The 25,905-nt window shown below is 56.5% G+C and carries 26 protein-coding genes; 17 read left to right on the top strand and 9 right to left on the bottom strand.

The genetic code is table 11. From position 1 onward, the window contains the following. The first annotated feature begins 64 nt into the window (after positions 1 to 64). On the top strand, positions 65 to 790 hold the full coding sequence (locus ACR6A7_RS03545) for a pirin family protein (RefSeq protein WP_434123411.1): 726 nt from the start codon (positions 65 to 67) through the stop codon (positions 788 to 790). Positions 791 to 857: 67 nt separating this feature from the next. Here ACR6A7_RS03545 and ACR6A7_RS03540 read toward each other — a convergent pair whose 3' ends face one another. Together ACR6A7_RS03540 and ACR6A7_RS03535 are read right to left on the bottom strand one after the other, a co-directional pair. Next, complete coding sequence (locus ACR6A7_RS03540; RefSeq protein ID WP_434123410.1) at positions 858 to 1,535, bottom strand: RipA family octameric membrane protein; 678 nt, start codon at positions 1,533 to 1,535, stop codon at positions 858 to 860. Between the two features lie 185 nt (positions 1,536 to 1,720). After that, positions 1,721 to 1,888 (bottom strand): hypothetical protein, encoded by a 168-nt coding sequence (locus ACR6A7_RS03535; RefSeq protein WP_434123409.1) that lies wholly within the window; start codon positions 1,886 to 1,888, stop codon positions 1,721 to 1,723. A 244-nt stretch (positions 1,889 to 2,132) separates the two neighbouring features. Between ACR6A7_RS03535 and ACR6A7_RS03530 the strand changes: the two genes are divergently transcribed. Continuing rightward, a complete protein-coding gene (locus ACR6A7_RS03530) occupies positions 2,133 to 2,354 on the top strand; it encodes a hypothetical protein (RefSeq protein WP_434123408.1) in 222 nt (73 codons plus the stop codon). Positions 2,355 to 2,865: 511 nt separating this feature from the next. Then, entirely contained in the window at positions 2,866 to 3,117 is a 252-nt protein-coding gene (locus ACR6A7_RS03525) for a hypothetical protein (protein ID WP_434123406.1), read from the top strand. 360 nt (positions 3,118 to 3,477) lie between these two features. On the opposite strand, the gene ACR6A7_RS03520 is transcribed toward ACR6A7_RS03525, so the two are convergent. Together ACR6A7_RS03520 and ACR6A7_RS03515 are read right to left on the bottom strand one after the other, a co-directional pair. Further along, entirely contained in the window at positions 3,478 to 3,969 is a 492-nt protein-coding gene (locus ACR6A7_RS03520) for an Hcp family type VI secretion system effector (RefSeq protein WP_434123405.1), read from the bottom strand. A gap of 263 nt (positions 3,970 to 4,232) precedes the next feature. Then, the gene (locus ACR6A7_RS03515) at positions 4,233 to 4,751 is read right to left on the bottom strand and encodes a DUF2778 domain-containing protein (RefSeq protein ID WP_434123404.1); all 519 of its coding nucleotides are present in this window, start codon (positions 4,749 to 4,751) and stop codon (positions 4,233 to 4,235) included. A gap of 239 nt (positions 4,752 to 4,990) precedes the next feature. Here ACR6A7_RS03515 and ACR6A7_RS03510 point away from each other — a divergent pair, with 239 nt between their 5' ends. The 8 genes from ACR6A7_RS03510 to ACR6A7_RS03475 all read left to right on the top strand — a co-directional run bounded on the left by ACR6A7_RS03510 (position 4,991) and on the right by ACR6A7_RS03475 (position 13,683). Then, positions 4,991 to 5,230 carry a DNA polymerase V gene (locus ACR6A7_RS03510; RefSeq protein WP_434123403.1) on the top strand — a complete coding sequence of 80 codons (240 nt, stop codon included), beginning with the start codon at positions 4,991 to 4,993 and terminating at the stop codon, positions 5,228 to 5,230. A gap of 939 nt (positions 5,231 to 6,169) precedes the next feature. After that, on the top strand, positions 6,170 to 7,540 hold the full coding sequence (gene purB, locus ACR6A7_RS03505) for an adenylosuccinate lyase (RefSeq protein WP_434123402.1): 1,371 nt from the start codon (positions 6,170 to 6,172) through the stop codon (positions 7,538 to 7,540). Then, positions 7,537 to 8,040: a GNAT family N-acetyltransferase gene (locus ACR6A7_RS03500; protein ID WP_434123401.1), complete on the top strand. Its 504-nt coding sequence runs from the start codon at positions 7,537 to 7,539 to the stop codon at positions 8,038 to 8,040. Before purB ends, ACR6A7_RS03500 begins: the two co-directional genes overlap by 4 nt. A gap of 28 nt (positions 8,041 to 8,068) precedes the next feature. Beyond that, positions 8,069 to 8,872 (top strand): amino acid ABC transporter substrate-binding protein, encoded by an 804-nt coding sequence (locus ACR6A7_RS03495; RefSeq protein WP_434123798.1) that lies wholly within the window; start codon positions 8,069 to 8,071, stop codon positions 8,870 to 8,872. A 62-nt stretch (positions 8,873 to 8,934) separates the two neighbouring features. Then, on the top strand, positions 8,935 to 9,606 hold the full coding sequence (locus tag ACR6A7_RS03490; RefSeq protein ID WP_434123400.1) for an amino acid ABC transporter permease: 672 nt from the start codon (positions 8,935 to 8,937) through the stop codon (positions 9,604 to 9,606). A 7-nt stretch (positions 9,607 to 9,613) separates the two neighbouring features. Then, on the top strand, positions 9,614 to 10,375 hold the full coding sequence (locus tag ACR6A7_RS03485; RefSeq protein WP_434123399.1) for an amino acid ABC transporter ATP-binding protein: 762 nt from the start codon (positions 9,614 to 9,616) through the stop codon (positions 10,373 to 10,375). Between the two features lie 50 nt (positions 10,376 to 10,425). Next, the gene (locus ACR6A7_RS03480; protein ID WP_434123398.1) at positions 10,426 to 11,577 is read left to right on the top strand and encodes an amidohydrolase; all 1,152 of its coding nucleotides are present in this window, start codon (positions 10,426 to 10,428) and stop codon (positions 11,575 to 11,577) included. Positions 11,578 to 11,730: 153 nt separating this feature from the next. Beyond that, positions 11,731 to 13,683: a methyl-accepting chemotaxis protein gene (locus tag ACR6A7_RS03475; protein ID WP_434123397.1), complete on the top strand. Its 1,953-nt coding sequence runs from the start codon at positions 11,731 to 11,733 to the stop codon at positions 13,681 to 13,683. Between the two features lie 149 nt (positions 13,684 to 13,832). Here the strand turns inward: ACR6A7_RS03475 and ACR6A7_RS03470 are convergent, their stop codons facing one another. The 3 genes from ACR6A7_RS03470 to ACR6A7_RS03460 form a co-directional block, all read right to left on the bottom strand. Next, positions 13,833 to 14,312 (bottom strand): Hcp family type VI secretion system effector, encoded by a 480-nt coding sequence (locus ACR6A7_RS03470; RefSeq protein ID WP_434123396.1) that lies wholly within the window; start codon positions 14,310 to 14,312, stop codon positions 13,833 to 13,835. A gap of 227 nt (positions 14,313 to 14,539) precedes the next feature. Next, a complete protein-coding gene (locus tag ACR6A7_RS03465) occupies positions 14,540 to 15,232 on the bottom strand; it encodes a hypothetical protein (RefSeq protein WP_434123395.1) in 693 nt (230 codons plus the stop codon). 380 nt (positions 15,233 to 15,612) lie between these two features. Further along, the gene (locus tag ACR6A7_RS03460) at positions 15,613 to 16,821 is read right to left on the bottom strand and encodes a zinc-dependent alcohol dehydrogenase (RefSeq protein WP_434123394.1); all 1,209 of its coding nucleotides are present in this window, start codon (positions 16,819 to 16,821) and stop codon (positions 15,613 to 15,615) included. Positions 16,822 to 17,162: 341 nt separating this feature from the next. Here ACR6A7_RS03460 and fdhF point away from each other — a divergent pair, with 341 nt between their 5' ends. The 4 genes from fdhF to ACR6A7_RS03440 are packed head-to-tail and all read left to right on the top strand — an operon-like array spanning position 17,163 to position 22,924. Continuing rightward, on the top strand, positions 17,163 to 20,135 hold the full coding sequence (gene fdhF / locus ACR6A7_RS03455) for a formate dehydrogenase subunit alpha (protein WP_434123393.1): 2,973 nt from the start codon (positions 17,163 to 17,165) through the stop codon (positions 20,133 to 20,135). Next, complete coding sequence (locus ACR6A7_RS03450; protein WP_033748956.1) at positions 20,135 to 20,623, top strand: DUF1641 domain-containing protein; 489 nt, start codon at positions 20,135 to 20,137, stop codon at positions 20,621 to 20,623. Before fdhF ends, ACR6A7_RS03450 begins: the two co-directional genes overlap by 1 nt. Beyond that, positions 20,616 to 21,983 (top strand): cytochrome ubiquinol oxidase subunit I, encoded by a 1,368-nt coding sequence (locus ACR6A7_RS03445; RefSeq protein WP_434123392.1) that lies wholly within the window; start codon positions 20,616 to 20,618, stop codon positions 21,981 to 21,983. The genes ACR6A7_RS03450 and ACR6A7_RS03445 overlap by 8 nt, the downstream gene beginning before the upstream one ends. Next, complete coding sequence (locus ACR6A7_RS03440; RefSeq protein ID WP_434123391.1) at positions 21,980 to 22,924, top strand: cytochrome d ubiquinol oxidase subunit II; 945 nt, start codon at positions 21,980 to 21,982, stop codon at positions 22,922 to 22,924. The genes ACR6A7_RS03445 and ACR6A7_RS03440 overlap by 4 nt, the downstream gene beginning before the upstream one ends. Here ACR6A7_RS03440 and clcA read toward each other — a convergent pair. Further along, positions 22,921 to 24,321: a H(+)/Cl(-) exchange transporter ClcA gene (gene clcA, locus ACR6A7_RS03435; protein WP_434123389.1), complete on the bottom strand. Its 1,401-nt coding sequence runs from the start codon at positions 24,319 to 24,321 to the stop codon at positions 22,921 to 22,923. The genes ACR6A7_RS03440 and clcA overlap by 4 nt on opposite strands. 89 nt (positions 24,322 to 24,410) lie before the next feature. Next, entirely contained in the window at positions 24,411 to 25,088 is a 678-nt protein-coding gene (locus ACR6A7_RS03430; RefSeq protein ID WP_434123388.1) for an SOS response-associated peptidase family protein, read from the bottom strand. Between the two features lie 239 nt (positions 25,089 to 25,327). On the opposite strand from ACR6A7_RS03430, the gene ACR6A7_RS03425 reads away from it, so the two are divergent. Next, positions 25,328 to 25,501: a hypothetical protein gene (locus tag ACR6A7_RS03425; RefSeq protein WP_179944755.1), complete on the top strand. Its 174-nt coding sequence runs from the start codon at positions 25,328 to 25,330 to the stop codon at positions 25,499 to 25,501. Between the two features lie 30 nt (positions 25,502 to 25,531). Continuing rightward, positions 25,532 to 25,879, top strand: a complete 348-nt coding sequence (locus ACR6A7_RS03420) for a hypothetical protein (protein ID WP_434123387.1) — start codon at positions 25,532 to 25,534, stop codon at positions 25,877 to 25,879. Positions 25,880 to 25,905 lie beyond the last annotated feature (26 nt).

Genomic DNA, 25,905 nt, shown 5'->3' with positions numbered 1-25,905 from the left:
ACGGTATTGTCTGTTCCATCGGAAGGGCACAGGCGCTTCCCCCTTAACAACACAGGAGCAGACCATGATTGAGCAACGACTGTCAGAGCAACGCGGCCATGGCGACCACGGCTGGCTGAATTCACGCCACACCTTTTCGTTTGCGAACTACTGGGATCCGAAACAGAGCGGCTTCTCCGATCTGCTGGTCATCAACGACGACCGGGTGGCGGCTTCGCGCGGTTTCGGCGCGCATCCGCACTCCAACATGGAGATCCTCTCCTACGTGCTGGAAGGGGCGCTGGAGCACAAAGATTCCATGGGCACCGGTTCGGTTATCGTCCCCGGCGACGTGCAGCTGATGAGTGCGGGCAGCGGCGTCACCCACAGCGAGTTCAACCATTCGAAAAGCGAAGGCGTGCACTTTCTGCAGATCTGGATTGTGCCGGCGGAGAAAGGCACGCCGCCCGGTTATCAGCAGATTTCGGTACCGGAAAGCGAAAAGCGGGGTCAGCTGCGCCTGATTGTTTCGCCTGAAGGTGAGGAGGATGCGCTGTCGGTGCGTCAGGATATGCGCCTTTACGCCGGTCTGTTCGATGGCGATGAGCAGCAGACCTTCCTGCTGGATGAGACGCGCTACGCCTATATCCATGTGGCGCGCGGCAGCGTGACGGTGAACGGCGTGCGGTTTAATGCGGGCGACGGGGCGCGCGTGCGTTACGAGGCGAGCCTGACCTTTAGCGAAGGCGATAAGGCTGAAGTGCTGCTGTTCGATCTGCGTCCCATCGAGGTGAATCATCCGAGCCGCTGATGACGGTTAAAAGCGAGTATCCTGTCAATCAAAGCAGCACGTCGCACGGGCGACGTGCTGCTTTCACCTATTTATCGTCCCGCTCTTCCTCTTTCTCCAGCCCAAGCGGCACCTCATGATCCAGCCTGTGCGGCTTCAGCAGCTGAATATCCAGAATCACATAGGTCATGGTGGTAATAAACAGCGAGATCACGCTGCCGATCACGCCGCTGGTGGTGAAGGTAAAGAAGTTGTACATCACCACCCAGGTCACGCAGATAAACAGCGCCAGCGCAACGTTAATCGCGGAAAAGGAGTAGTGCGTGGTGCGCGGGCCGAGATCCATGATCTGCTTATAGAGATTGCCGCCAGCATACTTCTCCAGCAGCACGATGGAACGCTCCCAGTTTTGCTGCCGACGGGCGCTGCTGCGGGTAACGAACAGAAACAGCAGCGACAGAAAAAAGCCGGAGAAGGCGACCAGCACCGGCACCGCCTGCAGTGCGTAGTTGAGGCTCTTATGACCGGTGGTGCGCGAGAGATCCAGCGTCAGCGACGCGCCGAGCGCGGCATAGAGAAAGACGAACAGCGCCAGGAACAGCGCGTTGCGCTTCCAGTCGCTCTCCACTTCAACGGTTCGCTGCGCCCGCGCGCTTTGCAGCGCCTGGCGTATTGATTCCGCCTGCGCGGAGCCGGGCGCGATCGTCTCTACCGGCTCGCCAAAAAACGTGTGCAGAAACGGCTCATCCGCTTTTTCAATTATCATTGCTTTTATCCCTACAGGTGTGACGCGAAGGGCACAGTGTAATGGAGGGAGGGCGCAGGGCAAAGCGCGGCCTGTTTACCTGCAGCAGGGGCGCTTGTTACGGGTCAGGCGACAGCCTCTGATTGACCCGCTCGACACAATTTCATGAAATGACTGAGAGCAGGTAAGTCAATGCGAACGGCCGCTCATCCCATAATCAGATCAATAGCGCTGGCATAGACCGCTTTCATACCATCAAGGGCTTCTTTTTCCGATTTTCGCAGTTGCTCCAGGATGCTCTCTTTTCGAATCTCTTTTCCTGAAGAAATCAAAGACGAAACCGCGCGTCCAATCGCTAAATTAATTTCATCCATTGCCTGTGAGGTAGCTGCCTTCGTGCTGGTGGCTCAGGCGTGGCAAAAGGCGTTAAGGAAGGCGGTTAACGCTGTTAATAACACCGCTGCTAAAAAGAGCGGGCAATAGAGTCTGAGCGTTTGACTAACGGCGGTTTAAGCCAGCAGAAAATAGCGTGCAATTTTACTATAGAATTCGAACAACCTGGATAAATGGTTCTATGTCGGGCGTCTCGTTCTGCCTATATTAGGCCATACGGCGATAATGCGTTTTACAGGTGCTGCTGGATGGGATAACCCAGCCGGGGCTATTACGCGTCCTGGCGCAATGAATTTTGGCGGTGGAGAAGCGAAACTCTTTGTCGAAATGAAGCAGCTGGCTGCTGCGGCCACCGCGACGATAGAGGCAAACTGGTATGGTGAAGGCGGAACGCCTGTTAAAGAGATTCGAATAGTCCACAGTTGGCAGCAAATTTTATTTATGTGAAAGTGGGGAAATATGCGCGCCATACTGCGGTTTTACTTGAGACGAAGAGTACGCCGCGAATCTATTCAGGTTCGCCATTTTATTTCACTCAGGCTAAATCACAATTGTCAAATATCGAGGGCATAACTGGTAACGTTGTTATGCCGAAGAAATGGGCGATAAATTCTTGTTCATACCAAGGTAACGGATTCGGCATGGATCTCGATTCCGGCAATCTTCTACTGATGATTAATAATATACGCTCAGTTTCCGCATCAACCCGGATACCAATCTGTGTTAACGGTGAACTAAAGTTCATTCAGTATCAGGACTTTGCTGAAGCGGTGCGCATACTCCAGTTTAAATACGCGGGACTTCCAGCGCCTTCTACTGATGCATATAGCCTTGTATTTTGTACAGACACTACTCGCAAACCGGCTATGCAACTGCTTTATGCCAGTAACAATGGATTATGGTATCCCGTTCATAATCCTACTGACTCATGGCGACCAGTACAAGGGAGACATAAAGGATGTCCTTTATTGCTAAGTTTATTCCGGATCCGATGATGATAACCGATGATATGGGTGCTTCAGATGGCCTCGGATATTACGATATTTTATTCTCGTTTTCTTCTGTACAGGAAATACTTGAGAAGGAGCCTCAGCAAGTTGTATGTAGTTATACGTTGCAGTTAGGAGATGTAATACTTAATTATCGCTTCAATACTCCTGTGCCTATAACGGCAGCAATGCTACCCCGGAGGCCGCAGAAGCGGCTTTAAAGACCTATCTGGACTGGATGCATTGCACGGCCACAAACGGCAATAATGGCGAATAGCGGAATTTATCTTTTATTATCATTATGTTATCTCAATTGATCGATGATACTGATCAATGAGGTGTAATTGATCGATAGAAACGATTAGAGCCAGTATTGGATAAGGTATATTTTATCCGTAATCAAGGAGATGATTATGAATCGAAGGAATGTTTGGATATTTATATTCATGGCATGTCTAATTTTCTGGGCGATAGCGCTCCTCCTCCTTTATAAAGAAATAACGAAATATCTCCATTGAGGACTTTGTTTATTTAATTGGCTAATACCAGGGCGCCCGGCTTATGCCGGGCTTTTTCATTTCTCAGGCAGTCGGCCTTTCATTCCATGCGTCAGTGTATTGGATGTTGCCATCAACAATTTTCCATGTGATTTTTTCATATTGCAAACTGACGCTTTCTATATGGTTCAGTTTGTCATTTCCCGCCAGTTTAACGTTAGGTACACTACAATTAACGCCAGTGACTTTAACGTTTTCCATTAGCACGCTGTAGTAACAAACCTCCTGTCCTGCATGATTTACGTGATAGAATTTTATCTCTGCGCTTTTTAACGTCTGGCCCGTCGCGGCGGCCTTATATAAATAGGGCGTTGAACTATCAACCTCTTTTTCAATCATCATTGCCGAATGCTGCCGCGTGGCAGTGATTTTACCAGTAGCATTATTAACGGGCAGATTTATCCCATGACTTAGCCCGATAATCTCTATGCTACCGTCCCGATCCTGCACGTCTACAGAGCCTTTAATGTCTGCGCCGCCGTCATCTTTAAGCCACATGTATGGAGGAATTGGCATTTTAGTTACTCCTGATTTTTTTAATTAATTTCAATATGATAATAAACATTATAATTGCGGATAATATCGACAGGCCGATATCACAGAAGAAAATTAAGTCATCAAAATTATCCTGACTTGAATAGCCGTAAAGCCACTCAGAAAACCTTGAGGAAGTTTCATAGCTTATGAAGTTGGAAGAGTTAATAGCTATTGCGGATATACAGAATAATAATAAAAACAGGATGCACTTTAAAATGCACATTGCAATCCGGCTAATAATATTACGGACACGTAGTAGATGCATCGGCCACTACCTCAATCCAGCCTCTTGCCATTAAAGAACGCATACAGGGAACTTGTATTGGAGCGGTTCTTAATAACGCATTCCTTATCATTGCATAGTCAGAATCATGCGCAATAGTTATACATCCTTTTGAGATGGTACCGGGATGGAGTCGAAATAATCCCCGATGAACGCCATCAACCCAAGTTCCGTCGTCGATTCCTAAGTCGTCACGATATAAAGCAAACCAGTCCGAATGGCCGAATTGGGCGCCGTCTTTAATTTTATTAAGTAAATCTTTAGCGCCAGCAATTTTGCGAGAAATAAAACCGCCTTCGCCACGCTCAACAATCCAGTATTTACCTGGAGGAATTGGCCCATTAAACGGGACTGCCCTACATCCACCATGATTACGGTAAATACCATTACCTGAAAACGCCATAAAGACGCCAACACCGTATAGATTAAACGGTGCGTAATCAGCGCCGTTGAGAAGAAATTTCCCATGTAGTGCCATGCTTGATCCTTAAGCAATTAGAAGGAGAAGGGAGTGGTTAGCTGGCAGCAGGACGGATAGTGATGATATGTCCTTGACAGATAGCGGCCAGCTAACCGATTTTCAATATCATGCTAACTGCTTATCAAGTAAACAGTTGACGTCTACGCTTTAAGCCCCATTCGATAACTGATGTAACATGAAAAAATCCTGGTCAGTTTTTACTGTGTTTATATGCAGTATTTTCTTTGGGGGGAAACATGCTACGTGAATACGAAAAAGAAACTGCGCTTAGAAACGCGATCAAACGAAACCAGCAGGGCCGCTATATCGTGACTACGGTGAATTTCGTCAAAGAACTGGCGAAGCTGAACTGGCACTTCACGCTTAAGGAGGCGAACCGCCAGGTTGAGATTTACACATCAACCTTTCGAGATGTCTCAACAAAAGAGGGTGAAGAGAGAACATTCCAGGTATTCAACCGGAACGGAGCAATCTGATCATGGGCTTCCAGTCTCTAGCGCAGGACTATATCGAGCGTCGGCTCACTGTTAGTGATCTCGTAGTACATAATCCTGCGTCAACGCTAATCGTTGAGCGCGACGATGGCTTGAGGTGAATGACCGAAGCGCACGCGTTGCTGCCGGCGATAAAGTCGCTCTGCTATATCAGGGTGAGCCAATGCTAGCTCAAACTGCTACGTTAAAAACCCAAAGTTTTAATTACCTCTAATTGCTAGCGGACCAAAATCAGTTATCAGAACCTTCACGTTAAACCTGAATTCAGTTCGTGGCTTGCTCTCCGTCGCTTAATACAGGCTGGTGTTAGCAACGTTCGCTTCTGGCACAAAGCGGACAACCGCGTTAAGAGAAGTTTTCTCGATGAGTATCGACAATGCTTTGCGCATTGCTTGCAATGTGTTTGAGAAATTGACCGTACTGGCAAAAGTCAATTACAAGATCGTGATCGTCTAACGGGATTACTGCTCACTTTGATTGATATAACAATAAGTTAAAATGGGGCATAGCGGGGGGCATAGCTTTCAAACATGGAACATGCTTTGGGGCATAAGCAAGGAGTGATTAGCGTTCCTGTAATACCAGGTAACTCTTGGTAAAAAAAGCATTAACCTTTATTTTCAGATGGTTATGGAAAGTGGTGCAACTTTTCTGAAAAAATCGGGCACGCGTGGCGCTTTATAACAAATTTGCAATAAGGGCCTTGAGAAATTTTTACATCATCGCGACTGGCACAACTGACTTTCCTTGCCTGGCAAGGGTTGCGACGCGCTTTTAGACCGATGAACAACACAGTAAGGAGGAAAGCTTTTGCCAGAGCATTATAACTTCGCGCTATAACATATGCCTTTCCATTATCGGTCAGGCCCGTTTAGAGGTGTTATTTTAAAGCTCTGTAAATACAACATAAGTGACAAAGCGATGGCGTCACATATTATTGATTTTCTTTTAATTGGCAACAATTTTGGTACACCAGAAATGCGCGACGTCTGGTCGGAGCAAAACCGACTCAGGCAGCAGGTACGGGTAGAGGTTGCGCTGGCGCAGGCAGAAGGCGAGCTTGACGTCATTCCGGCGCAGGCGGCAAAAACCATTGTCGAGCGTGCCGACCCGTCGAAACTGAACATTGACGACATCGCGCAGCAGGGCGCGCAGATGAAACACTCTCTGATGCCGACGCTGATTGCGCTGCAAAAACAGTGCGGCGAGGCGGGCGAGTTTATCCACTACGGCGCCACTACCCAGGATATCGTCGACACCGCAACGGTACTGCAGCTGCGCGACGCGTTCGCCATTATTCAGCGCGACGCGACTCAGCTGGCGAACGAGCTCGCGGTCGTTGCCAGGCGCTATCAGCATACGCCGATGGTGGGCCGCACCCACGGCATGCAGGCGCTCCCGACGACCTTTGGCTTTAAAGTGGCCGTCTGGCTGGATGAGTTCCTGCGCCATCTGACCCGCCTTAGCGAGATCAAACCGCGCGCGCTGACCGGCAACATCAACGGCGCCATCTCTACCTACGCCTCCTTCGGCCCGTCAGGCCCGGAAGTAGAAAAGCGCACCCTTGATATTCTCGGGCTGGCGACGCCGACTATCGGCTGGCAATCGGCGCGCGACCGCTTCTCGGAGTTCGCCTCCGTGGCAGTGCTGATCAGCGGCACGCTGGGCAAAATCGGCAACGAGCTTTACAACCTGATGCGCACCGAGATCAACGAGATTGAGGAACCCTTCTCCGCCGGCAAGATCGGCTCGACCACCATGCCGCACAAGCGCAACCCCGCCGCGCTGGAAGGGCTGGCCAGCCTGACCGCGCCGGTGCTGAAAAGCGCCGCGCTGATTTATGAATCGATGCATGTCGAGCACGAGCGCGACGCCATGAGCTGGCGCGCCGAGTGGATCGCGCTGCCGGAAATCTGCATTTACCTCTCGGCGCAGCTGCAAAACGCCATCGCCATTCTGCGCGGCATGACGGTGAACGAAGCGCGCATGCGTCGCAACCTCGATATGCAGGGCGGTCTGCTGCTGTCGGAAAAAGTGATGTTCGAACTGGGTAAAAAGATGGGCAAGCAGACCGCGCACCACCTGGTGTACGAGTGCGCCATGCACGCCTGGGAACAGCAGCGCGACTTCAAAGAGACGCTGCGCGCCCATCCGCAGATGGACAACAGCATCAGCGATGACGAACTGAACCGCTGGCTCGATCCGGTGAACTATCTCGGTTCGGCGCCGCGCAAAGTGGATGAGGTGCTCGCTGCCGCGCAGGCATCAGGTTTGCTGGAGATGCGGGCATGAGCGACAGCTTTCGCCAGCTGACCGAGGCCGATACCGCGGCCTATTACGCGCTGGTGCACGCGGCCTACGCGTCCGCGCGCGACCTGGGCATTAAATTCGATGCCGCCACGGCCGATGCGGCGCAGATGCAGCGCCATATCGCTACCCACGGCGTCTACGGCATGTTCCGTGACGATGAACTGGTCGCGTCGGTCACGCTGCGCTATCCCTGGGGGCCGCTGCCTGGCCCGTTCGGGCTGCCGCATATCGGCTGGTTCGCCACCGCGCCGCACTATCGCGGTCAGCGGCTGGGCGTGAAGATGCTCGACTGGCTGGAGCAGGCGGTGCTGCGCGATCAGCTGCGCGCACCGGCCTATTCCCTCGGCACTGCCGAGAGCCATCCGTGGCTGATTCAGCTATATGAGGCGATGGGGTTTGAGAAGGTCAGCAAAAAAGACCTCGGCAAAGGCCATATCACCGTGTACATGCAAAAAAACCTTCATTTACCGCACGCCCGCTAAGCGCGGCTGCAGACAAAAAACCAGGGAGATCACCATGAAAAAAGGGTTAATCGCACTGTCCGTCGTTATGGCGGCCTCACTGCTTAGCGCCTGCGACAACAGCGACAAAGCGGCCCAGGGCGGGTCCGATGCCTCCACTATCCGCGTCGGCGCGACCGGCCTGAGCTTTCCCGGCGCGTTTAAAAAAGATGGCAAGCTGACCGGATTTGACGTTGAGGTCACCGAAGCGATCGCCAAAGATCTCAACTACAAAATCGAGTGGGTCACCTCTGACTTTAGCGGCCTGATGGGCCAGCTGGAGGGCGGCAAGCTCGATACGGTGGCCAACGTGGTGGCGATCACCCCGGCACGCCAGGCGAAATATAACTTCTCTACCCCTTACAGCTATTACGGCAGCCAGATCGTCACCAATAAAAGCAACGCCAGTATCAATACGCTGGACGACCTGCGCGGCAAAACCATCGCCGGCGTGCTGGGCTCTAACCACCTGGTCAACCTGAAAAAAGCGTTCGGCGATAACGGCGTCACCATCCGCACTTACGAGAGCCGCGACGGCGCGATGAGCGATGTCATCAACAACCGCGTACAGGGCTACGTTAACTCCGGGCCGATTCTGCTGGCGGAGATCAACCAGAAAGGGCTGCCGCTGAAGTTTGTCGGCCAGCCGCTGGTGGTCGAGTCGGTCGGCTTCCCGTTCCACAAAGATGAGAAGGGCGACAAGCTGCGCGCCGCGTTCGACAAAGAGGTCGATGCGATGCGTAAAGATGGCCGCCTGAAAGCGATCTCGGAAAAATACTTCGGCGAAGATATCACCGCGCAGCCGTCTCACTAAATCTGGCGTTTACTTGTCAACGTTTGCCACCGCCGGGTGGCAAACGTCGTTAAGGGCTTTTTATGAATTTCGATTTTAATTACCTGCTGAAAATCTCGCCGCAAATCCTCAGCTATCTGCCGGTCACCCTGATGCTGGCGGTGGTGTCGATGGCGTGCGCTATGGTGATCGGCCTGGGGCTGTCGCTGCTGCGCAACAGCAAATCCACGCTGGTGAGCAAGCTGGTCGAGCTCTATATCTCGCTGTTTCGCGGCATGCCGTCGCTGGTGCAGCTGTTTATTATCTACTTTGGCCTGCCGCAGCTCTTCCCGGCGCTGACCGGCATGTCCGCCACCACCGCCGCGATTATCGGCTTTAGCCTGAAGACCTCAGCCTATATGGCGGAGATCTACCGCGCGGGTCTGGCGTCGGTGGATCCCACGCAGATGGAAGCGGGGCTCTCTATTGGCATGCGTCGGACGCAGATCTATCGCCGCATCATTCTGCCGCAGGCGCTGCTCAACGCGCTGCCCGCTACCGGCAACACCTTTATCTCGCTGATCAAAGATACCTCGGTCGCCTTTGCGCTGGGCGTTTCGGAGATGTTCGCCGAAGGCAAAATGATCGCGGCGGAGTCGCTGCGCTACTTTGAAACCTTCCTCGTAGTAGGTCTGATTTACTGGCTGGTGATTATCGGTTACGCCCGCCTGCAGGCGCTGCTGGAGAAAAAACTCAGTCACTCACTGCAACGCTAAGGCTCTTATGATCAGTGTAAAACAGCTCAATAAACGTTTCGGCGACAAAGTGGTGCTGGACGATATCAGCCTGACCATCGGCGAAGGCGAAGTGGTGGCGATTATCGGCCCGTCCGGCTCCGGCAAGTCGACCCTGCTGCGCTGCCTCAACCTACTGGAAAAGCCGGAGTCCGGCGTGATCCAGATTGGCGATGTGGCGCTTGATACCGCGAACTACAGCGCGAAAGAGGAGCATGCGCTGCGCGGACAGACCGCCATGGTGTTCCAGAACTACAGCCTGTTCCGCAATAAAACCGCGCTGGAGAACATCACCGAAGGGTTGATCATGGTGAAGAAGATGCCGAAAGCGCAGGCCAGCGAGACCGGCATGCAGCTGCTGGAGCTGGTCGGCATGGCGCCGCAGGCGCATCAGTATCCGATCACCCTTTCTGGCGGTCAGCAGCAGCGCGTCAGCATCGCGCGCGCGCTGGCGGTGAAGCCGCGCGCCATTCTGTTCGACGAGCCGACCTCCGCGCTCGATCCCGAGCGCGTGCACGAAGTGCTGCAGGTGATGAAGAGCCTGGCGCAGCAGAAAACCACCATGGTCATCGTCACGCACGAGATGCAGTTCGCCAAAGAGGTGGCCGACCGCGTCATTTTTATGGCGGATGGCCATATCGTTGAGCAGGGCCCGGCGGAGCAGGTGATCAGTTTCTCCGACAACCCGGTGACGCGCCGCTTTTTGCGCCAGATGACTAACATCGAAACGAATGATGATTTCAATATTTAAGCGTGCCGCCGCATACGTTGCCGCAGGCCGCCGCACTGGAAGGAGATAATATGAAAGAGATCCGCGAGCAGGATCGGGCGCTTGCCAGCCAGATCCAGGCGTTTCGCCACGACATGCACCGTTTTCCCGAGCTGTCGAACCAGGAGTTCGAAACCACTAAAAAAATCCGCGCGGCCCTGACCGCGGCGGGCATCCGCATCCTTGATCTGCCGCTTAAAACCGGTCTGGTGGCGGAGGTTGGCGAAGGAGCGGGGCCGCTGGTGGTGGTGCGATCCGATATCGACGCGCTGCCGATCGAAGAGGAGTCGGGCGTCGACTTCACCTCCGAGAACGCGGGCGTGATGCACGCCTGTGGTCACGACTTCCACACCTCTGCCGCGCTGGGCGCTGCCATTCTGCTGCAGCAGCAGGCGGCGTCGCTGAAAGGACGCGTGCGCATCCTGTTCCAGGCAGCCGAAGAGACCGGCCTGGGCGCGCCCGACCTGATCGCCACCGGCGCGCTGGACGACGCGGCGGTGATTTTCGGCATCCATAACGATCCGACCTTGCCGGTGGGCGTCGTGGGCGGCAAAGAGGGCGCGCTGACGGCGGGGGTCGATCGCTTTGAAATCAAGGTGGCGGCCAAGGGCGCGCACGCGGCGAAACCGCATGAGGGCAACGATCCCATTATTATCGTGGGACAAATTATCAGCGCGGTGCAGACGCTGATCAGCCGCAACGTGCCGTCCGATCAGAACGCCGTGGTCTCGATTACCCAGATCCACAGCGGCAGCACCTGGAACGTCATCCCCGATACCGCTTACCTGGAAGGTACGGTGCGTACCTTCAGCAGCGAGGCGCGCGCGCTGATCGAGCAGCGCTTCCGGGCGCTGCTGGACGGTCTCGCCGCCGCGTTCGGCGCGCAAATCGAGTTATTATGGCACGCCGGCCCGCCTTCGGTGGTGAATACCGGGGAGTGGGTCGATTTTGCGCTGGAGCAGGCGAGTGAGGTCGGGTTCGAGGCGCGCCGCATCGAGGCCAGCCCGATTGGCGAGGACTTCGCCTTCTATCAGCAGAAGATCCCCGGCACCTTTATGATGGTCGGCTCCGGCGGGCCCTGGGCGCTGCATCACCCGAAATTCCGCGTTGACGATAAGGCGCTTTTCCCGACCGCACAGTATCTGGCGCAACTGGCGGTTAACGCCCTGAACAAGCTCGCCTGATTCTTTTGTTATCCGGGGCGAACCCCTGTGGGTTTGCCCGCTCATCCCACATTTCCGCGTTCAGCTGCTTAAGTTTCAATCGCCCACGCCGATAAGGTTTTTAACAGCGCTGCTGTTTTATTCGCCTGTATCCGAACAGTGGGGAAACCAATAATGAAAGCGGATCGCGTTCCGAAAAAGAGATTAAGTACCCGCGCCATGATGCTGCTGACCGGCGCGTTGACCATCGCCACCGGCTTCGCCGTCACCATCGGCGTGCTGAGCTGGCAGTCGGGCCAGGCGCAGCGCACGCTGGCGGAAGAGTACCTGCAACAGATTGCGCGCAGCAAGGCGCTGGAAGTCGCGCAAAGCCTTAACCACGCGCGCGATGTGGCGCAGAGTCTGGGACAAAGTATCATCGCGCTGCCGAATGCCGGCGTGCAGGATCGCCACGTCGCCGACAAGCTGACTGAGTATGCGCTGCGCAACAACCCCGATTACCTGTCCATTTCGGTCATCCTGGAAAAAGACGTTTTCGACGGACGCGACGCCGAGTTCGCCGCCCAGAGCGGCCAGCCGCCGGAAGGGCGCTACGCCTGGTTTGTCGATGTCGATCAGGCAGGCAATTATAAAATGCATCCCCTGACGTCCTATCTGACGCCCGGCCAGGGAGATTACTATCTGGTGCCGCAGCGTACCCGCAAAGATTTTCCGACTGAACCCTACAGCTATGCCTATAACGGCGTGCCGACGCTGCTGACCTCAATTACCACGCCGATTATCGATCGTGGCAAACTCTGGGGCGTGGTCACCTCCGATATTTCGCTGGCGAAGCTGCAGCAGCGGGTCAATGAGATCAAACCCTGGCAGGGTGCGGGCTACGCCATGCTGCTCTCCAGCGGCGGTAAGATCGTTTCTTCGCCCGATAAAGCGCAAAATAACCAGCAGTGGAAGGGCGACAAAAGCCACCTGACCACTGCGGTGACAGAGCAGGAGGATGCGCTGCTCGGCGAAAAATCGCTGATGACCTGGCAACCGATTGCTATCGGCAACAGCAGCAACGTCTGGTATCTGGGCGTTGCTGCGCCGCTGGACTTAGTGATGAGCGGCGCGCGTCAGCAGCTGCACAATGCCCTGTGGATGATGCTGGCAAGTATTGTGCTGGTGAGCCTGCTGCTGGGGGTGGTCTTCAGCCGCATCGTGCTGCGTCCGCTGGGCGGTGAACCTGCCGACGCGGCTGCCTTTGCGCTGGCGGTGGCGGATGGGCAGCTCAATACGCGCATTCCGCTAAAGGCGGGCGACCAGAGCAGCCTGTTCTATGCGCTGCATACCATGCAGGCGCGGCTGATCGCGATGGTCGGCCATATTAAAGAGACCAGCGCCTCGGTGCGTGACGGCGCGGAGGAGATCGCCAGAGGCAATATCAACCTGGCGTCGCGTACCGAGCAGCAGGCTGCCGCGCTGGAGGAGACCGCCGCCAGCATGGAGCAGCTGACGGCAACGGTGAAACATAACGCCGCCAATGCGCATCAGGCGACGTCGCTGACGGAAAACGCCTCGCAGACCGCGCGCAAAGGCGAGGCGCTGGTGGGCGAGGTGGTCCAGACCATGGCGCAAATCAACGACAGCGCGCGCAAGATTGGCGATATCACCGCCATCATCAACAGCATCGCGTTTCAGACCAATATCCTGGCGCTTAACGCGGCGGTGGAAGCGGCGCGCGCCGGCGAGCAGGGCCGCGGTTTCGCTGTCGTCGCGTCTGAGGTGCGCAACCTGGCGCAGCGCAGCGCCGCAGCGGTAAAAGATATCGCTTCGCTGATTGAAGAGTCGACGCAGCGCGTTGACAGCGGCGTTAGCCTGGTGCGCCATGCGGGCGACACCATGCTGGAGATTACCCAGGCGGTCACCTCGGTGCAGGCGATTATCGACGAGATCGCCACCGCATCCGACGAGCAGAGCCGCGGCATCAGCCAGGTCTCCGTGGCGGTTAACGAGATGGACAGCGTGACGCAGCAGAACGCCGCGCTGGTGCAGGAGATTTCCGCCGCCGCCAGCGCGATGGAGGATCACTCCTCGCTGCTGGCGCAGTCGGTCGAACAGTTCAGGCTGGAGGGGCAGCCTGCGTAACACCCTGCAAAGAAGCAGCCTGAGGGCTGCTTTTTTGTATTGGTACCTCAACCGGCTCAGGCCTTTGCTGAAAGCGACAACTTCAGCAGGAGGATGGCGTTCAACCGCCGCAGCACGCCAGGAGGGCAGGCGCGGTTTAGAAAGCATCTTCAGGCCATCGCGCGCTCATTCCATGTGTCGCGGTAGATAACATTCCCGTCGACATATTTCCATGTAATAGCTTCATAGCGCATCTCCAGCGTTTCCAGATGGGTGCTGCTTATGGCGTTAGGTGCAAGGTAGGGCGAAACGGTAGTGATTTTTAGGTTTTCCAGAATGATATTGAAATATTCGACTTCTATACCCGCTTCCAGAATACGATACATTTTCATCGTCGCTTTCTTCATCGGGCGCCCTTCACATACGGCGCGATAAAGAATCGGGGTAGTTCTGTCAAACTCTTTTACTATTGTGACTGGTCTATGAATACGGGTGCTCGTTAACTTTCCCCAGTTCGGATCTACTGGAATAGTTAAGCCGTGAGAGAAAGACTTTAACTCGATAGAGCCTAAGCGCTGTGGCATTGTACAACCACCAATAACAGGTGATCCGTTTTCATCTTCAAGCCACAGGTGTGCGGGAGTAGACATAGTATTTCCTTATAAAGATGTGATCTTACAAAACTATTACCATTTTATATATCGGCCAAATATAAAAATAATTAATATAGTGAATACACCAACAGGCCATAAAGGCCCCTCTGGAAAGACTTGAAAAAAAATAACCGCAAAAATGATAATGCAAAGTGGTGGCCCATAAAGCGATAATAGCTGTTGAAACAGCCATAAAAAAGCCTTCTTAATAAATAACATTTTTGCTACCCAATCATTCTTTTGATGATGTTGGCAATGTCTGTATCTGATGTTCTTTCAGCATTAAGCGCGTGTGCACGAACAAATAATGGCTCCACCAGGAAATAAAGCATTTCAAGTTCATTAGCATAGAGAGTTGAATAGAATGCAGGATAGCAAATGCGAAGATGCTCAGCGCTATCAGCCGCCTTTTGAACAATGCCATATAATCCAGATACAGTTACTGCGACCCCTACTGTACGCCCAGCTATTGCTCTCATGTCAAGGTTAAGATTCATCCCTATAGAAACACAGGTAGCCGTAGCTAAAACGAATCCAGATTTGGTTAGAGAGTTTACAGCAATATGAATATTAGCGGCCATTAGAATATTTTTGATGTGCTCTAATTGCTCTTTTTCTTTATTTCTGAGCACTTCATCAAAATATATCATCAAGATTTCATGTATGACATCTCTGTTTTGAAAAAGATGGTTGAGGCCTTTAATAAATCTGACATCTTCATTCTTTTGCTGCTTACAAACCTCCTGATATTCTTCAGTAAAACATGAACTGTAATAAAGCGCGCGCTTTGCGCCTGCACCAATCGAGTCTATCTGATTCGAAACAAAATCGCCTACGCCTGCTAAAGCATGGTCGAGTTTTAAGGCCAGTATGTTATTGGATTGCAAATAACGGATAATTTCCTCTTTATAATACATAGCCCTCTCCTTTTGGCTGTAGAACCACTGGGTTTACTCTCTCTTAGCTCTGGGCTTCATGGCAAAACAAGGACAGGTACCCAGAAAGCCATGCTAAATATAAGGTTTTTATGGTTAATATGTAAACAGCGAAATTGTCCCTGGGCTGGTTGACGTTAAAAGCGGCGCGGCGCGGATGCTGGCTTACCAACGCCTCGCGCGCCTCGACGCTAAACTCGTCGTAGCCGATACCCGGCACGTCCGTTCTAACGTCTGCGGTGTATCGATGCCTGTTCACACAGATATCCGCCGCGCCGCGTATAAGCTCTGCCCGTTAAACGAAAAACGCCCCGAACGGGGCGTTGTCAGAGATTGACTGCAAAACACGAGCTATCAGCTGCTCAGGTCTCCAGCTCTACTTTAATCCAGCCCGGCTCACGCTTATCAAACGCCTCATAAGCCTTAATGACCTCTTCAATCGGCTCGGCTTTGGTCAGCACTTTGGTTGGATCGATAACGCCGCTGCGCGTCAGCTCCAGCAGAGAGGGGATATGGGTATGGTGGTTGCAGTTGCCCATTTTGAGCGTCAGGTTCTTGTTCATCGCTTTGCCGATGGGGAAGATCTCCGCCGTGGGAGGATACACGCCGATGATGCTGATGCGGCCCGCCTTTTTCACGCCCGCGATCGCCCACTCCAGCGCCTGGGTCGGCGCATCGCCCGGCACCCAGTTGCCATCCTGCGGATGGGTTTCCGGCGCTACCTGCTCTACTTCCTGAGCAAATTTCTCCGCTTTCTCTTCGGCTTCCTCGCTGGCCGGGCCGTGATGAGCGTGCTGGCTGTCAACGCCTACTGCGTCGATGGCGCAGTCCGCGCCGGTGCCGCCGGTCAGATTTTTGATCGCCTCCACCGGATCTTCGCGTTCGAAGTTAACCGGGAACGCCCCCTGCTGGCGCGCCATCGCCAGCCGATCCGCATGGCAGTCTACCGCAATGACCCGCGCCGCGCCCATCAGCAGGGCGCTGGCGATGGCGAACTGCCCGACCGGCCCGCAGCCGAACACCACCACGATATCGCCGCGGGTGATATCGGCCAGCTCGGCGCCGAACCAGGCGGTCGGAAAAATATCGCTGATTAAAATGGCCTGATCGTCGGTCACGCCGTCAGGAATTTTTACCAGCGTATTGGCGGCGTAAGGAATACGAGCTTTCTCTGCCTGCAAGCCGTTCACCGGCCCGGTGGCCTTCGGACCGCCGAAAAAGCAGGTGCCCGCTTCCGGGCCGTTGGGGTTGGCGTTGTCGCACTGCGCGGTATGCCCGGCGCGACAGGGCGGACAGACGCCGCAGGAGACGGTGGAGCAGACCACCACGCGGTCGCCCGGACTGAAGTTGCGCACCTCGTCCCCAACCTGTTCAACGATGCCGACCGCCTCGTGACCCAGAATAGTACCGGGCTGCATATCGCTAAAGGTGCCGCGAATAAAGTGCAAATCCGTCCCGCAGATCGCCGAGGCGGTAATGCGAATGACCGCATCGCTGGGTTGTTCGATTTGCGGATCGGGAACGTTATCCAGCTGAATATTGCCCACCCCGTGCCAGACTAATGCTTTCATTTTTTACCTCTGCCGCTTAATTACCCACTGCTGGAAACCAGCCGGACTAAAAAGTATAGAAAGCGTCAGAAAACTTGCCGAAAGAAAAATAAACGCACCGGTTAGTAATATTTAACACTTTTTGGGATCGCGGTAGGAAAAAATTTTATTTAGTTGAAAAGTAATGCGTTTCACATTATCCGGGCAGGCGTATTGCTGCAATTTTAGTCAGGATGACATTAATAAGTGAAGCCGCTAAATGGCAGGCAATTTAATAGTCGCTAAGCTGAGAACATAACTTTACATAACAAACAGAAGCACGCTGGCAAAGGCCAATTGCAATGTCGAGAACGAGGCGTTAAATGTCAGAAAAAACCTGTACCATTATTTATAATGGCGAGCCCCTGGTCGGCGCCGTTAATCAGCCCTTGATCGACTTTCTCACCGAGCAGGGAAAAAAACTTCCTCATGTCTGTTACCACCCGGCGCTGCAGCCGCTGGAGAGCTGCGATGTCTGCTGGGTGGAAGCCAATGGCGAAAAGGTGCGCGGCTGCACGCTGCGCACCTTCCAGGGTCTGGAAATCAACAGCGAAGGGGAGTGGCCGCGCGCCGCGCAGCAGGAAGGCATGGACCGCATCCTGAATCGCCACGAGCTTTACTGCACGGTTTGCGAGCACAACACCGGCGACTGTACGCTGCATAACACCGTCGCGGATATGCATATCCCGATTAAGTATTACCCCTACCAGCGCAAGCCCACCAGCAAAGATCATTCCAACCCCTTTTACACCTACGATCCTGACCAGTGCATTCTCTGCGGGCGCTGCGTCGAGGCGTGTCAGAACGTCGAAGTGAATGAGACGCTGAGCATCGACTACACCCAGGAGCATCCGCGCGTCCTGTGGGACGGCGGCACGCAGATCGCCGGTTCGAGCTGCGTCAGCTGCGGCCACTGCGTTACGGTCTGCCCCTGTAACGCGCTGCTGGAGAAGACCATGCAGCCCGACGCCGGGCCATTCACGGCGATGGATGAAGGGTTGAAACGTCCGATGATTGACTTCGTCAAATCGCTGGAGAACAGCATTGGCATGGAGCCGATCACCGGCATCTCGCTGATCGATGATGCGCTGCGTCAGGCGGAAATTAAGCGCACCAAAACGGTCTGCACCTACTGCGGCGTAGGCTGCAGCTTCGAAATCTGGACGCGCGATCGTCATATCCTCAAGGTGCAGCCGGTCGCGGATGCGCCCGCCAACGGCATTTCCACCTGCGTAAAAGGCAAGTTCGGCTGGGACTTTGTCAACAGCCCGCAGCGGTTGACCACGCCGCTGATCCGCGAAAACGGCCGCTTCCGCCCCGCCAGCTGGGACGAGGCGCTGGATCGCGTGGCGCAGGGGCTGCGCGACGTGGCGCGTCAGCACGGCGGCGACGCTATCGGCTTTATCGGCTCCAGCAAGGCCAGCAATGAAGAGGCCTACCTGACGCAGAAAATCGCCCGCCTGATTTTCGGCACCAATAACGTCGATAACTCGTCGCGCTACTGCCAGAACCCGGCGACCGAAGGGCTGTTTCGCACCGTTGGCTACGGCGGCGACGCGGGCACCATCCGCGACCTGCAAAAAACCGAGCTGATCATCACCGTCGGCAGCAACCTGGCGGAGAACCATCCGGTCATTGCTTCGCACATCAAGCAGAGCCACAAGCATCGCGGGCAGAAGCTGCTGGTGGTGGATCCGCGCAAACATGAGATGGCCGAGCGCGCCGACCAGTTCCTGCGCATCAAGCCAGGCACCGATATGGTGTGGGCCTCGGCGATGGCGAAGTATATGTTCGATCACGGTTATGCCGACGAGGCATTCCTGGCGGAGCGCGTCAATCAGGTCGAGGAGTATCGCGCGTCGCTGGCGCCTTTTACCCTGACGTTCGCCAGCAAGGTCACCGGCCTGAGCGTGGAAGCGCTCACCTCGGCGGCGGAGATGATCGGCCAGGCGGGCAGCGTGTGCCTGCTGTGGGCGATGGGCATTACCCAGCACAGCCACGGCGCAGACACCAGCACGGCGCTTTCGAACCTGCTGCTGGTGACCGGCAACTACGGGCGCCCAGGCACCGGCGGCTATCCGATGCGCGGCCATAACAACGTGCAGGGCGCGAGTGATTTCGGCTGCCTCAGCAACGTTTATCCTGGTTATGAAAAAGTCTCCGATTCAGCGATACGCGAAAAATGGGCGCGCGCCTGGGGCGTGACGCCGGAGGCGCTCTCTGACCAGCCCGGCGCAGATAACTTTATGATGGTGCAGCAAGCGCACGAAGGGAAACTGCGCGCCATGTATATCACCGGCGAAGAGACCGCTTTCTCCGACGCGGATTCCACCAAAGTACATGAAGCCTTCAGCCGTCTCGACTTCATGGTCGTGCAGGATATCTTTATGAGCCGCACCGCCGAGTTTGCCGATGTGGTGCTGCCCGGCGCGCCGAGCGTGGAAAAAGAGGGCACCTTCGTCAATACCGAGCGGCGCATCCAGCACTTCTCACCCGCAATGGCGCCGCTGGGCGACAGCCGTCCCGACTGGTGGATTTTTACCGAGCTGGCTGCACGGCTGGGCCACCACTGGAACTACCCCAACCCGGGCGCGATTATGGCGGAAGCGGCTGGCATCGCGGAGATCTTCGCCGGCGTCAGCTACGAGCGGCTGATGGGCTGGCAGTCGCAGATCTGGCCGGTGACGCCGGACGGCGAGAGCACGCCGCTGCTCTATACCGAGAAATTCAAGTTTCCGGACGGCAAGGCGCGGCTCTATCCGCTGACATGGCAGCCGCCCCTGGAAGAGGCGGATGAACAGTACGATCTGATGCTGGATAACGGCCGCATGCTGGAGCATTTCCAGTCCACGAACCAGACCGGCCAGGGCGGCCGCATGATGTCGCTCTCGCCAAACTGGTTTGTGGAGATCTCGCCGCAGCTGGCGCAGGCGCGCGGCCTGCAGGAGGGCGACTGGGTCACGCTGACCTCGCGGCGCGGCACGGTAGAGGTGCCGGTCGTGGTGACCGATCGCGTAGCGGGCAACGTACTCTTTATCCCTATTCATCACGGTAAGCCGGGCGTCAACGGCCTCACGGGCGAGCATCACGATCCTGACGTCAATACCCCGGCCTATAAAGAGATTGCCGTCAGCATGACCAAACTGGCGCGCACGCCGCAGCCGAGCCCTATCCCACGCCATAATTTCCGCCACGGCCAGCGCACGCCGCTGGATCATCTGCCCATTGAGCAGAAATGGCAGCAGGCGGGCTATGTTGAGCCGCCTGAACACGTTGAACATCCGGAGAAATTCTAATGGCTGAACGCCTTTCCTATACCGTGCCGCCAACGCGCACCGAGAAAACCGCGCAGGAAGCGATGGATGAACTGGTGGAAAACCTGCATGAGCACGGTTTTCTGCGGCTGGCCAATGACGCCATCAAGGCCAATAACGATATTGGCAAAATTCTGGTGGCTGGCCTGAACCGGCCAGGCACGCAGAGCGCCCTGCAGAATATATCGCTAATCCTGATGACGCTGAGCACTATTCCGCCCGAGCGGCTCAACCATATTCTGCTGGCGCTGCGCGACGCGGCGATGGCAATGAAGCCCGCCAGCGACGCTACGCAGCAGGAGGGCCATGCCGCGCCAGGCTTGCGCGGCGTGCTGCATCTGCTGAGTGACGAAAAACTGTGGCAGGGACTGCGGCCGCTGTTCGCCGCACTGGAGGCCTTTTCCGCCGGCATGCAGCGCGAGGAGGAGAAGCCGATCACCCGCTACAGCGGAAAGCCGAGCAATGAGTGACGCGGAATGGGTGCTGCTGCTGTCGCGCGGCCAGTTCGCACTCACCATGGGGATGCACATTACGCTGGCCGCGCTGACGCTTGGTCTGGCGCCTTTTTTGCTCTGGTTCGAAGCGCGCTGGCTGTGGGGAAAGCAGCCGGGCGCGCGCGAGGCGCTGCACTTCTGGCTCAAGGTCTTTGCGCTGACGGTGGCGATCGGTGCGGTATCCGGCATCATAATGGAGGTCCAGTTTGGCACGCACTGGTCCGGGCTGTCGCAAAAGGTCGGCGGGGTCATTGGTCCGCTGCTGTTCTATGAAGTGCTGGTGGCCTTTTTTCTTGAGTCGGGTCTGACCGGCGTCATGCTGTTCGGTATGGGCAAAATTAAACCGGGCCTGCACTTTATCGTCACCTGTTTCGTGACGCTCGGCGCGCTGCTGAGCGCTTTCTGGATCCTCGCCGCCAACTCCTGGCTACAGACACCCACCGGCTTTACCCGCGACGAGAGCGGGCGCTTTCTGCCGGAAAGCTGGGCGATGGTGCTGTCGGCACCCAGCTTTCCCTACCGCTTTAGCCATATGCTGCTGGCCTCGCTGATCGCCGTGGCCTTTATGATCGCGGGCGTAGCGGCGCGCCGTCTGCTGCACAACGTTCAGGAACAGGCTGCGCGGCGCATGCTGACGGCCGCGCTCAGCTTCACGCTGGTGGCGGTGCCGCTGCAGATCGTCGTCGGCGATCTGCACGGGGAGAATACGCTGGCGCATCAGCCTGCCAAGCTGGCGGCGATAGAAGGCAGCTGGCACCCGCCAGCGGCAAACCGAGGTGAACCGCTGCGGCTGTTCGCCTGGCCCGATCAGCAGGCGCAGCGCAACCGGCTGGAGGTGGCGATCCCCGATATCGCCTCGCTCTATTTACGCCATAATCTGACCGGCCACATCAAAAGTCTCAGCGAATTTGATGCGCAAAACCTGCCGCCGGTCGCGCCGGTTTTTTTCGCTTTTCGTCTGATGATGGGGCTGGGCGTGGTGATGCTGCTCGCCAGCCTGGTGGCGAACGTGCAGCACTGGCGCGGGCGGCTGACAACCTCGCGCCGTCTGCTGCGCATGCTGGTATGGTTCTCACCGGCAGGCTTTATTGCCATGCTCTCAGGCTGGCTGGTAACGGAAATCGGCCGTCAGCCCTGGACGGTCTACGGCATGCTCCGCACTGCTGACAGCATCTCCGCGCTGCCGCTCTCTACTACCGTGGCGGTACTCGCCGCCATCGTGGTGGTTTATGGCGCGAGCTTTGCGTTAGGGCTGCGCTATCTGCTGCGGCTGGTCTCAGCGCCGCTGCCGCCTAAGCGTGACGTTGTCACTCAAGAGATCAGGACATCGCCATGACGCTCGCTGATTTTGCCGCGCTGGCGCTGCTGCTGTCGATGCTGATCTATGTGCTGCTTGACGGCACCGATCTCGGCGTCGGTATGCTCTTTCCCTGCTTCCGCGAGGAGTCGCAGCGCAGGCGGATGGTGAACAGCATCCTGCCCATCTGGGACGCCAACGAAACCTGGCTGGTGCTGCTGGCGGGCGGCATGTTCGCACTCTTCCCGGCGGTCTACAGCCTTTTGTTCAATGCACTCTGCGGACCGGTTTTCGCCATGGTGCTGGCGCTGTTTCTGCGCGGCCTGGCGCTGGAATATCGCGCGCAGGCGCAGGAGGCGTTTCGCCACTGGCTGGACAGGCTAATGTGCGCCAGTTCGGCAGTGGCGGCCTTTCTGCAGGGCTGGTGCGCAGGCGTGGTCTTCAGCGCAGAGCCGCAGCGAGGCCTGGAGATTGGCTTCTCTCTGACGCCGCTGCTGTGCGGGCTGGGGCTGGTGGTGATCTATCTCCTGCTTGGCTGCTGCTGGATCCGCTGGCGCATCGGCGAGGATGTTGAGGAGCGTGCCAGCGCGCTGGCCTGGCTCTGCTGGGTGCTTTCACTGGTGCTGTTTTTGTCGGTGCTGCTGCTCAACCGAGACATCTGGATGACTGCCTGGCAGCGCTGGCCGGGCAAAATCGCCGCCGCGCTGATTTTCCTCTGCTGGCTGGCCCAGCTGCTGGCGCTGTGGCGCGGCCGGGCGACCTGGCAACTGGCGCTGACGCTGGGGCTGATTACGGCGGTGTTTGCCGGCGTCGCCTGCGGTTTCTACCCCTGGCTGATCCCCTGGCAGCAGGATCTGCACCGCAGCGCGGCGCCGGCGGCGACGCAACGCTTTGTGCTGATCGGCGCCGCCATCGTGATGCCGCTGACGCTGATCTATCACAGCTGGGCGTTCTGGGTGTTCCGCGGCAAAATGCGTTAGGCTTGGCCGCTCTCCGTTTGCTGCTGACGCGCCAGGGTGCGCGCCAGAATAGAAGAGTAGAGCGGCTTGCCGCCAAGGAACTGCGCCAGCAGCGTCGCGCCCAGCCCGGTAACGATCATCGGCAGGATCAGCTGATAGTTATCGGTCATCTCCAGCACCAGCACGATGCCGGTCAACGGCGCACGTACCGACGCGGCCAGCAGTGCGCCCATGCCGGCGATGGCGAAGGTGGCGGGCTGCAGATGGTAGAGCGGGAAAAGGTCCGCCATCAGCACGCCGAAGGCGGTGCCCAGCACCGTCCCCAGCGCCAGCATGGGCGCGAAAATACCGCCTGGCGCGCCAGAGCTGAAGCAGAGCAGCGTGGTGAACATCCGCACCGCAAAGATCACCAGCAGCACGCCAAAAGTATAGTGGCCGCCGGTCGCCTGCGGGATCAGCTCAAACCCGCCGCCTGCGCCCGGTGCGAACCACAGCGCCAGCAGACCGCAGCCGCCCCCGAGCGCGCCGCCGATGGCCACCGCGCGCCAGATCCGCCCGGCATAGAGGCGCGCGAAGGCGTCCTGAAAGAGAAAAATGAGGCGGTTGAGCAGCACGCCCACCATGCCGAACAGCATTCCCAGCACCAGGTAGAGCCATAGCGTTTCTACCGGCGCATCCGCCAGTTTGCCGACGGAGATGACCGGATGCGCGCCGTTGAGCAGGCGAAAGACAATGCTCGCCATAATGACGCCGGTAAAGACCGCCTTGATAGAGATCAGGTTGTAGCGAAACTGCGGCCGCATCTCTTCGATAATGAAAAGTATGCCCGCCAGCGGCGCGTTAAAGGCGGCCGCCAGCCCGGCCGCCGCGCCGGTCGCCAGCAGCGAGTGGCGCGCTTCGTCGCTGCGGATACGCAGCAGATCAAGCACCATGCGGCCAATGTTGCCGCCAAGCTGCACCGTTGGCCCTTCGCGACCCAGCACCATGCCCGCGCCCAGCGTGCCCATCCCGCCGAAAAACTTCACCGGGATAACGCGCCACCAGCGTACGGGACGCAACTCTTCCAGTGCGCCTTCAATTTCCGGGATGCCGGAGCCTGCGGCCTCCGGCGCAAAACGCCGCACGAGAAAATAACCCACCATCGCCAGCAGCGCGGAGAGGATAAACACCAGTGCGTAGAGCCTCCAGCCGCTGAGCAGCGTCGGATCGGCCAGCGACAGACGCCACTGCTGCACCCAATGGACCGCGCTGGCGAATGTACTGCCAACCAGCCCAACGATAACGCCGACCAGCGCGGCGGAGATAAGCACCGCGACAGGGGTTTTGTCGCGGTTAAGCAACGCCCGGAACATGCGGTTGCGTGCCGGGATTGACTGAGGAACATTTACTGAGGAGTGCGTTTCGTTATTCACTGTCATTCACTGCTGCAGAAAAGGAGAGGTGAAGTGTACTGCAATCGCCATTTTCCGTCCTGCATTGCGATCGTTTGATGGCGGACGCGGGGCAGCTACTCCGCTTCGCTGCTCTCCTCAATCATCTCTTCGCCCTGATTGCGGATATTACCGACCTTCTTCGTGACGGGGTGCCAGCGAAATGCCGTCTCCGGCAGCGCCGCCTGCCCGGCGATCTCTTGCGCCCGTTCGGGCGAGGTTTCCTCACTAAGCCACTCCCCGACCGCGTCGGCGCGCAGCACCAGCGGACGACGGTCGTGAATATCTACCATGCCTTTGTTGCTGGCCGCGGTGACGATAACGAAACCCTCATGCCCGTGCGCCTTATCGTAGGGCGCCTTGCCGATGGCGGCGAAAAAGAGCGGCTCGCGCTGCGGGTGGTAGATAAAAAAGGGCTGCTTGCGGCTCCCCTCTTTTTTCCATTCGAACCAGCCGTCGGCAGGCACGACGGCACGGCCGTGCTGCCACAGCGGCTTGAACATGCGCCCGGTAGGCGCGGTCTCGCTGCGCGCGTTAATCAGCGGCTGCTTATGCCACCACTCGGGGCCGTAACCCCAGAATACCGGATCGAGATGCAGATGCGCGTCGCGCATGTTAAGCAACAGCACGCGGGTGCCGGGCGCGACGTTGTAGCGTGCAATCGGCTCGGGATCGTAAATCAGCTCGTCGTCGGCGATGCCGAGCGCGTCAAAATAGTCGTTCCGGCTGCGATACTGCGCAAAGCGTCCACACATAGTTGTTACCTCCGCTGTAAGCATAGCTATATCTGGCGATCTGTTTTAGTTGATGCATAAACCAGGCAATGCTGTGACGGGCGCGTAAGAGCCCCTATTTAGAGTGATGGTGCGAAAAAATTATTCCGCTATTAAGCGCAGCGCTTAAACCGAGCCTGAAACCTATTTACTCCCCATCTCCGCTTCTACCCAAAAAACTGACTATCCTTCTATTAAATAAATGACTTTCAGGAGGGAAGATGAAGTTTTTCTATTTCGTTTCGCTTATCGCCGCTGCCGGTTATCTGCTGGCTTTCCTGCCCAAACTCCGAACCAAACGTGAGCCCGTCGCCTATTGGGGATGCTGGATTTACCTGGCCGCAAACGCCATTTACTGGGCGATCTATGCGCTACGTTATTATTTCCATTTTTAACAGCAGAAATTGTCTGCCGCAGGAGAAAAGATGTCTGAAAATAAACGTGACCTGATGCCATACCTGCTTTATTACTGCCAGTCTCGCCTGCTGGTGGAAAATATCGACGGCCATGTGGTCGATATCGGCGGGGCCGAGCTGGTGGGCGGTAAGCTGCGCTGGCAGCTCGACGGCAAAGAGGTGGAAGGTACCACGGAAAATGAGCCTGAAGAGATGCTGAATGATGTCGCCCGGCACCTGAGCTTTTTATTTGTCGACGGGCAGTTCACCAGCCTGCCGGACGTGCGCGGCGAATATGGGGACCGTCTTGATAACGCGCCGTCGCGCGAAATTTCACTGTCGGAGCTTAACGACAGCGATGAAGGTATCGTGCGTTAACCGCTGCCAGGCTGCCGTCGGCAGCC

Origin of the sequence: Pantoea phyllosphaerae (assembly GCF_051025595.1) — a bacterium.
Classification (GTDB): domain Bacteria; phylum Pseudomonadota; class Gammaproteobacteria; order Enterobacterales; family Enterobacteriaceae; genus Pantoea.
The sequence above is the reverse complement of the archived record's forward strand: the minus strand, read 5'-3'. Positions and strand labels throughout refer to the sequence as shown.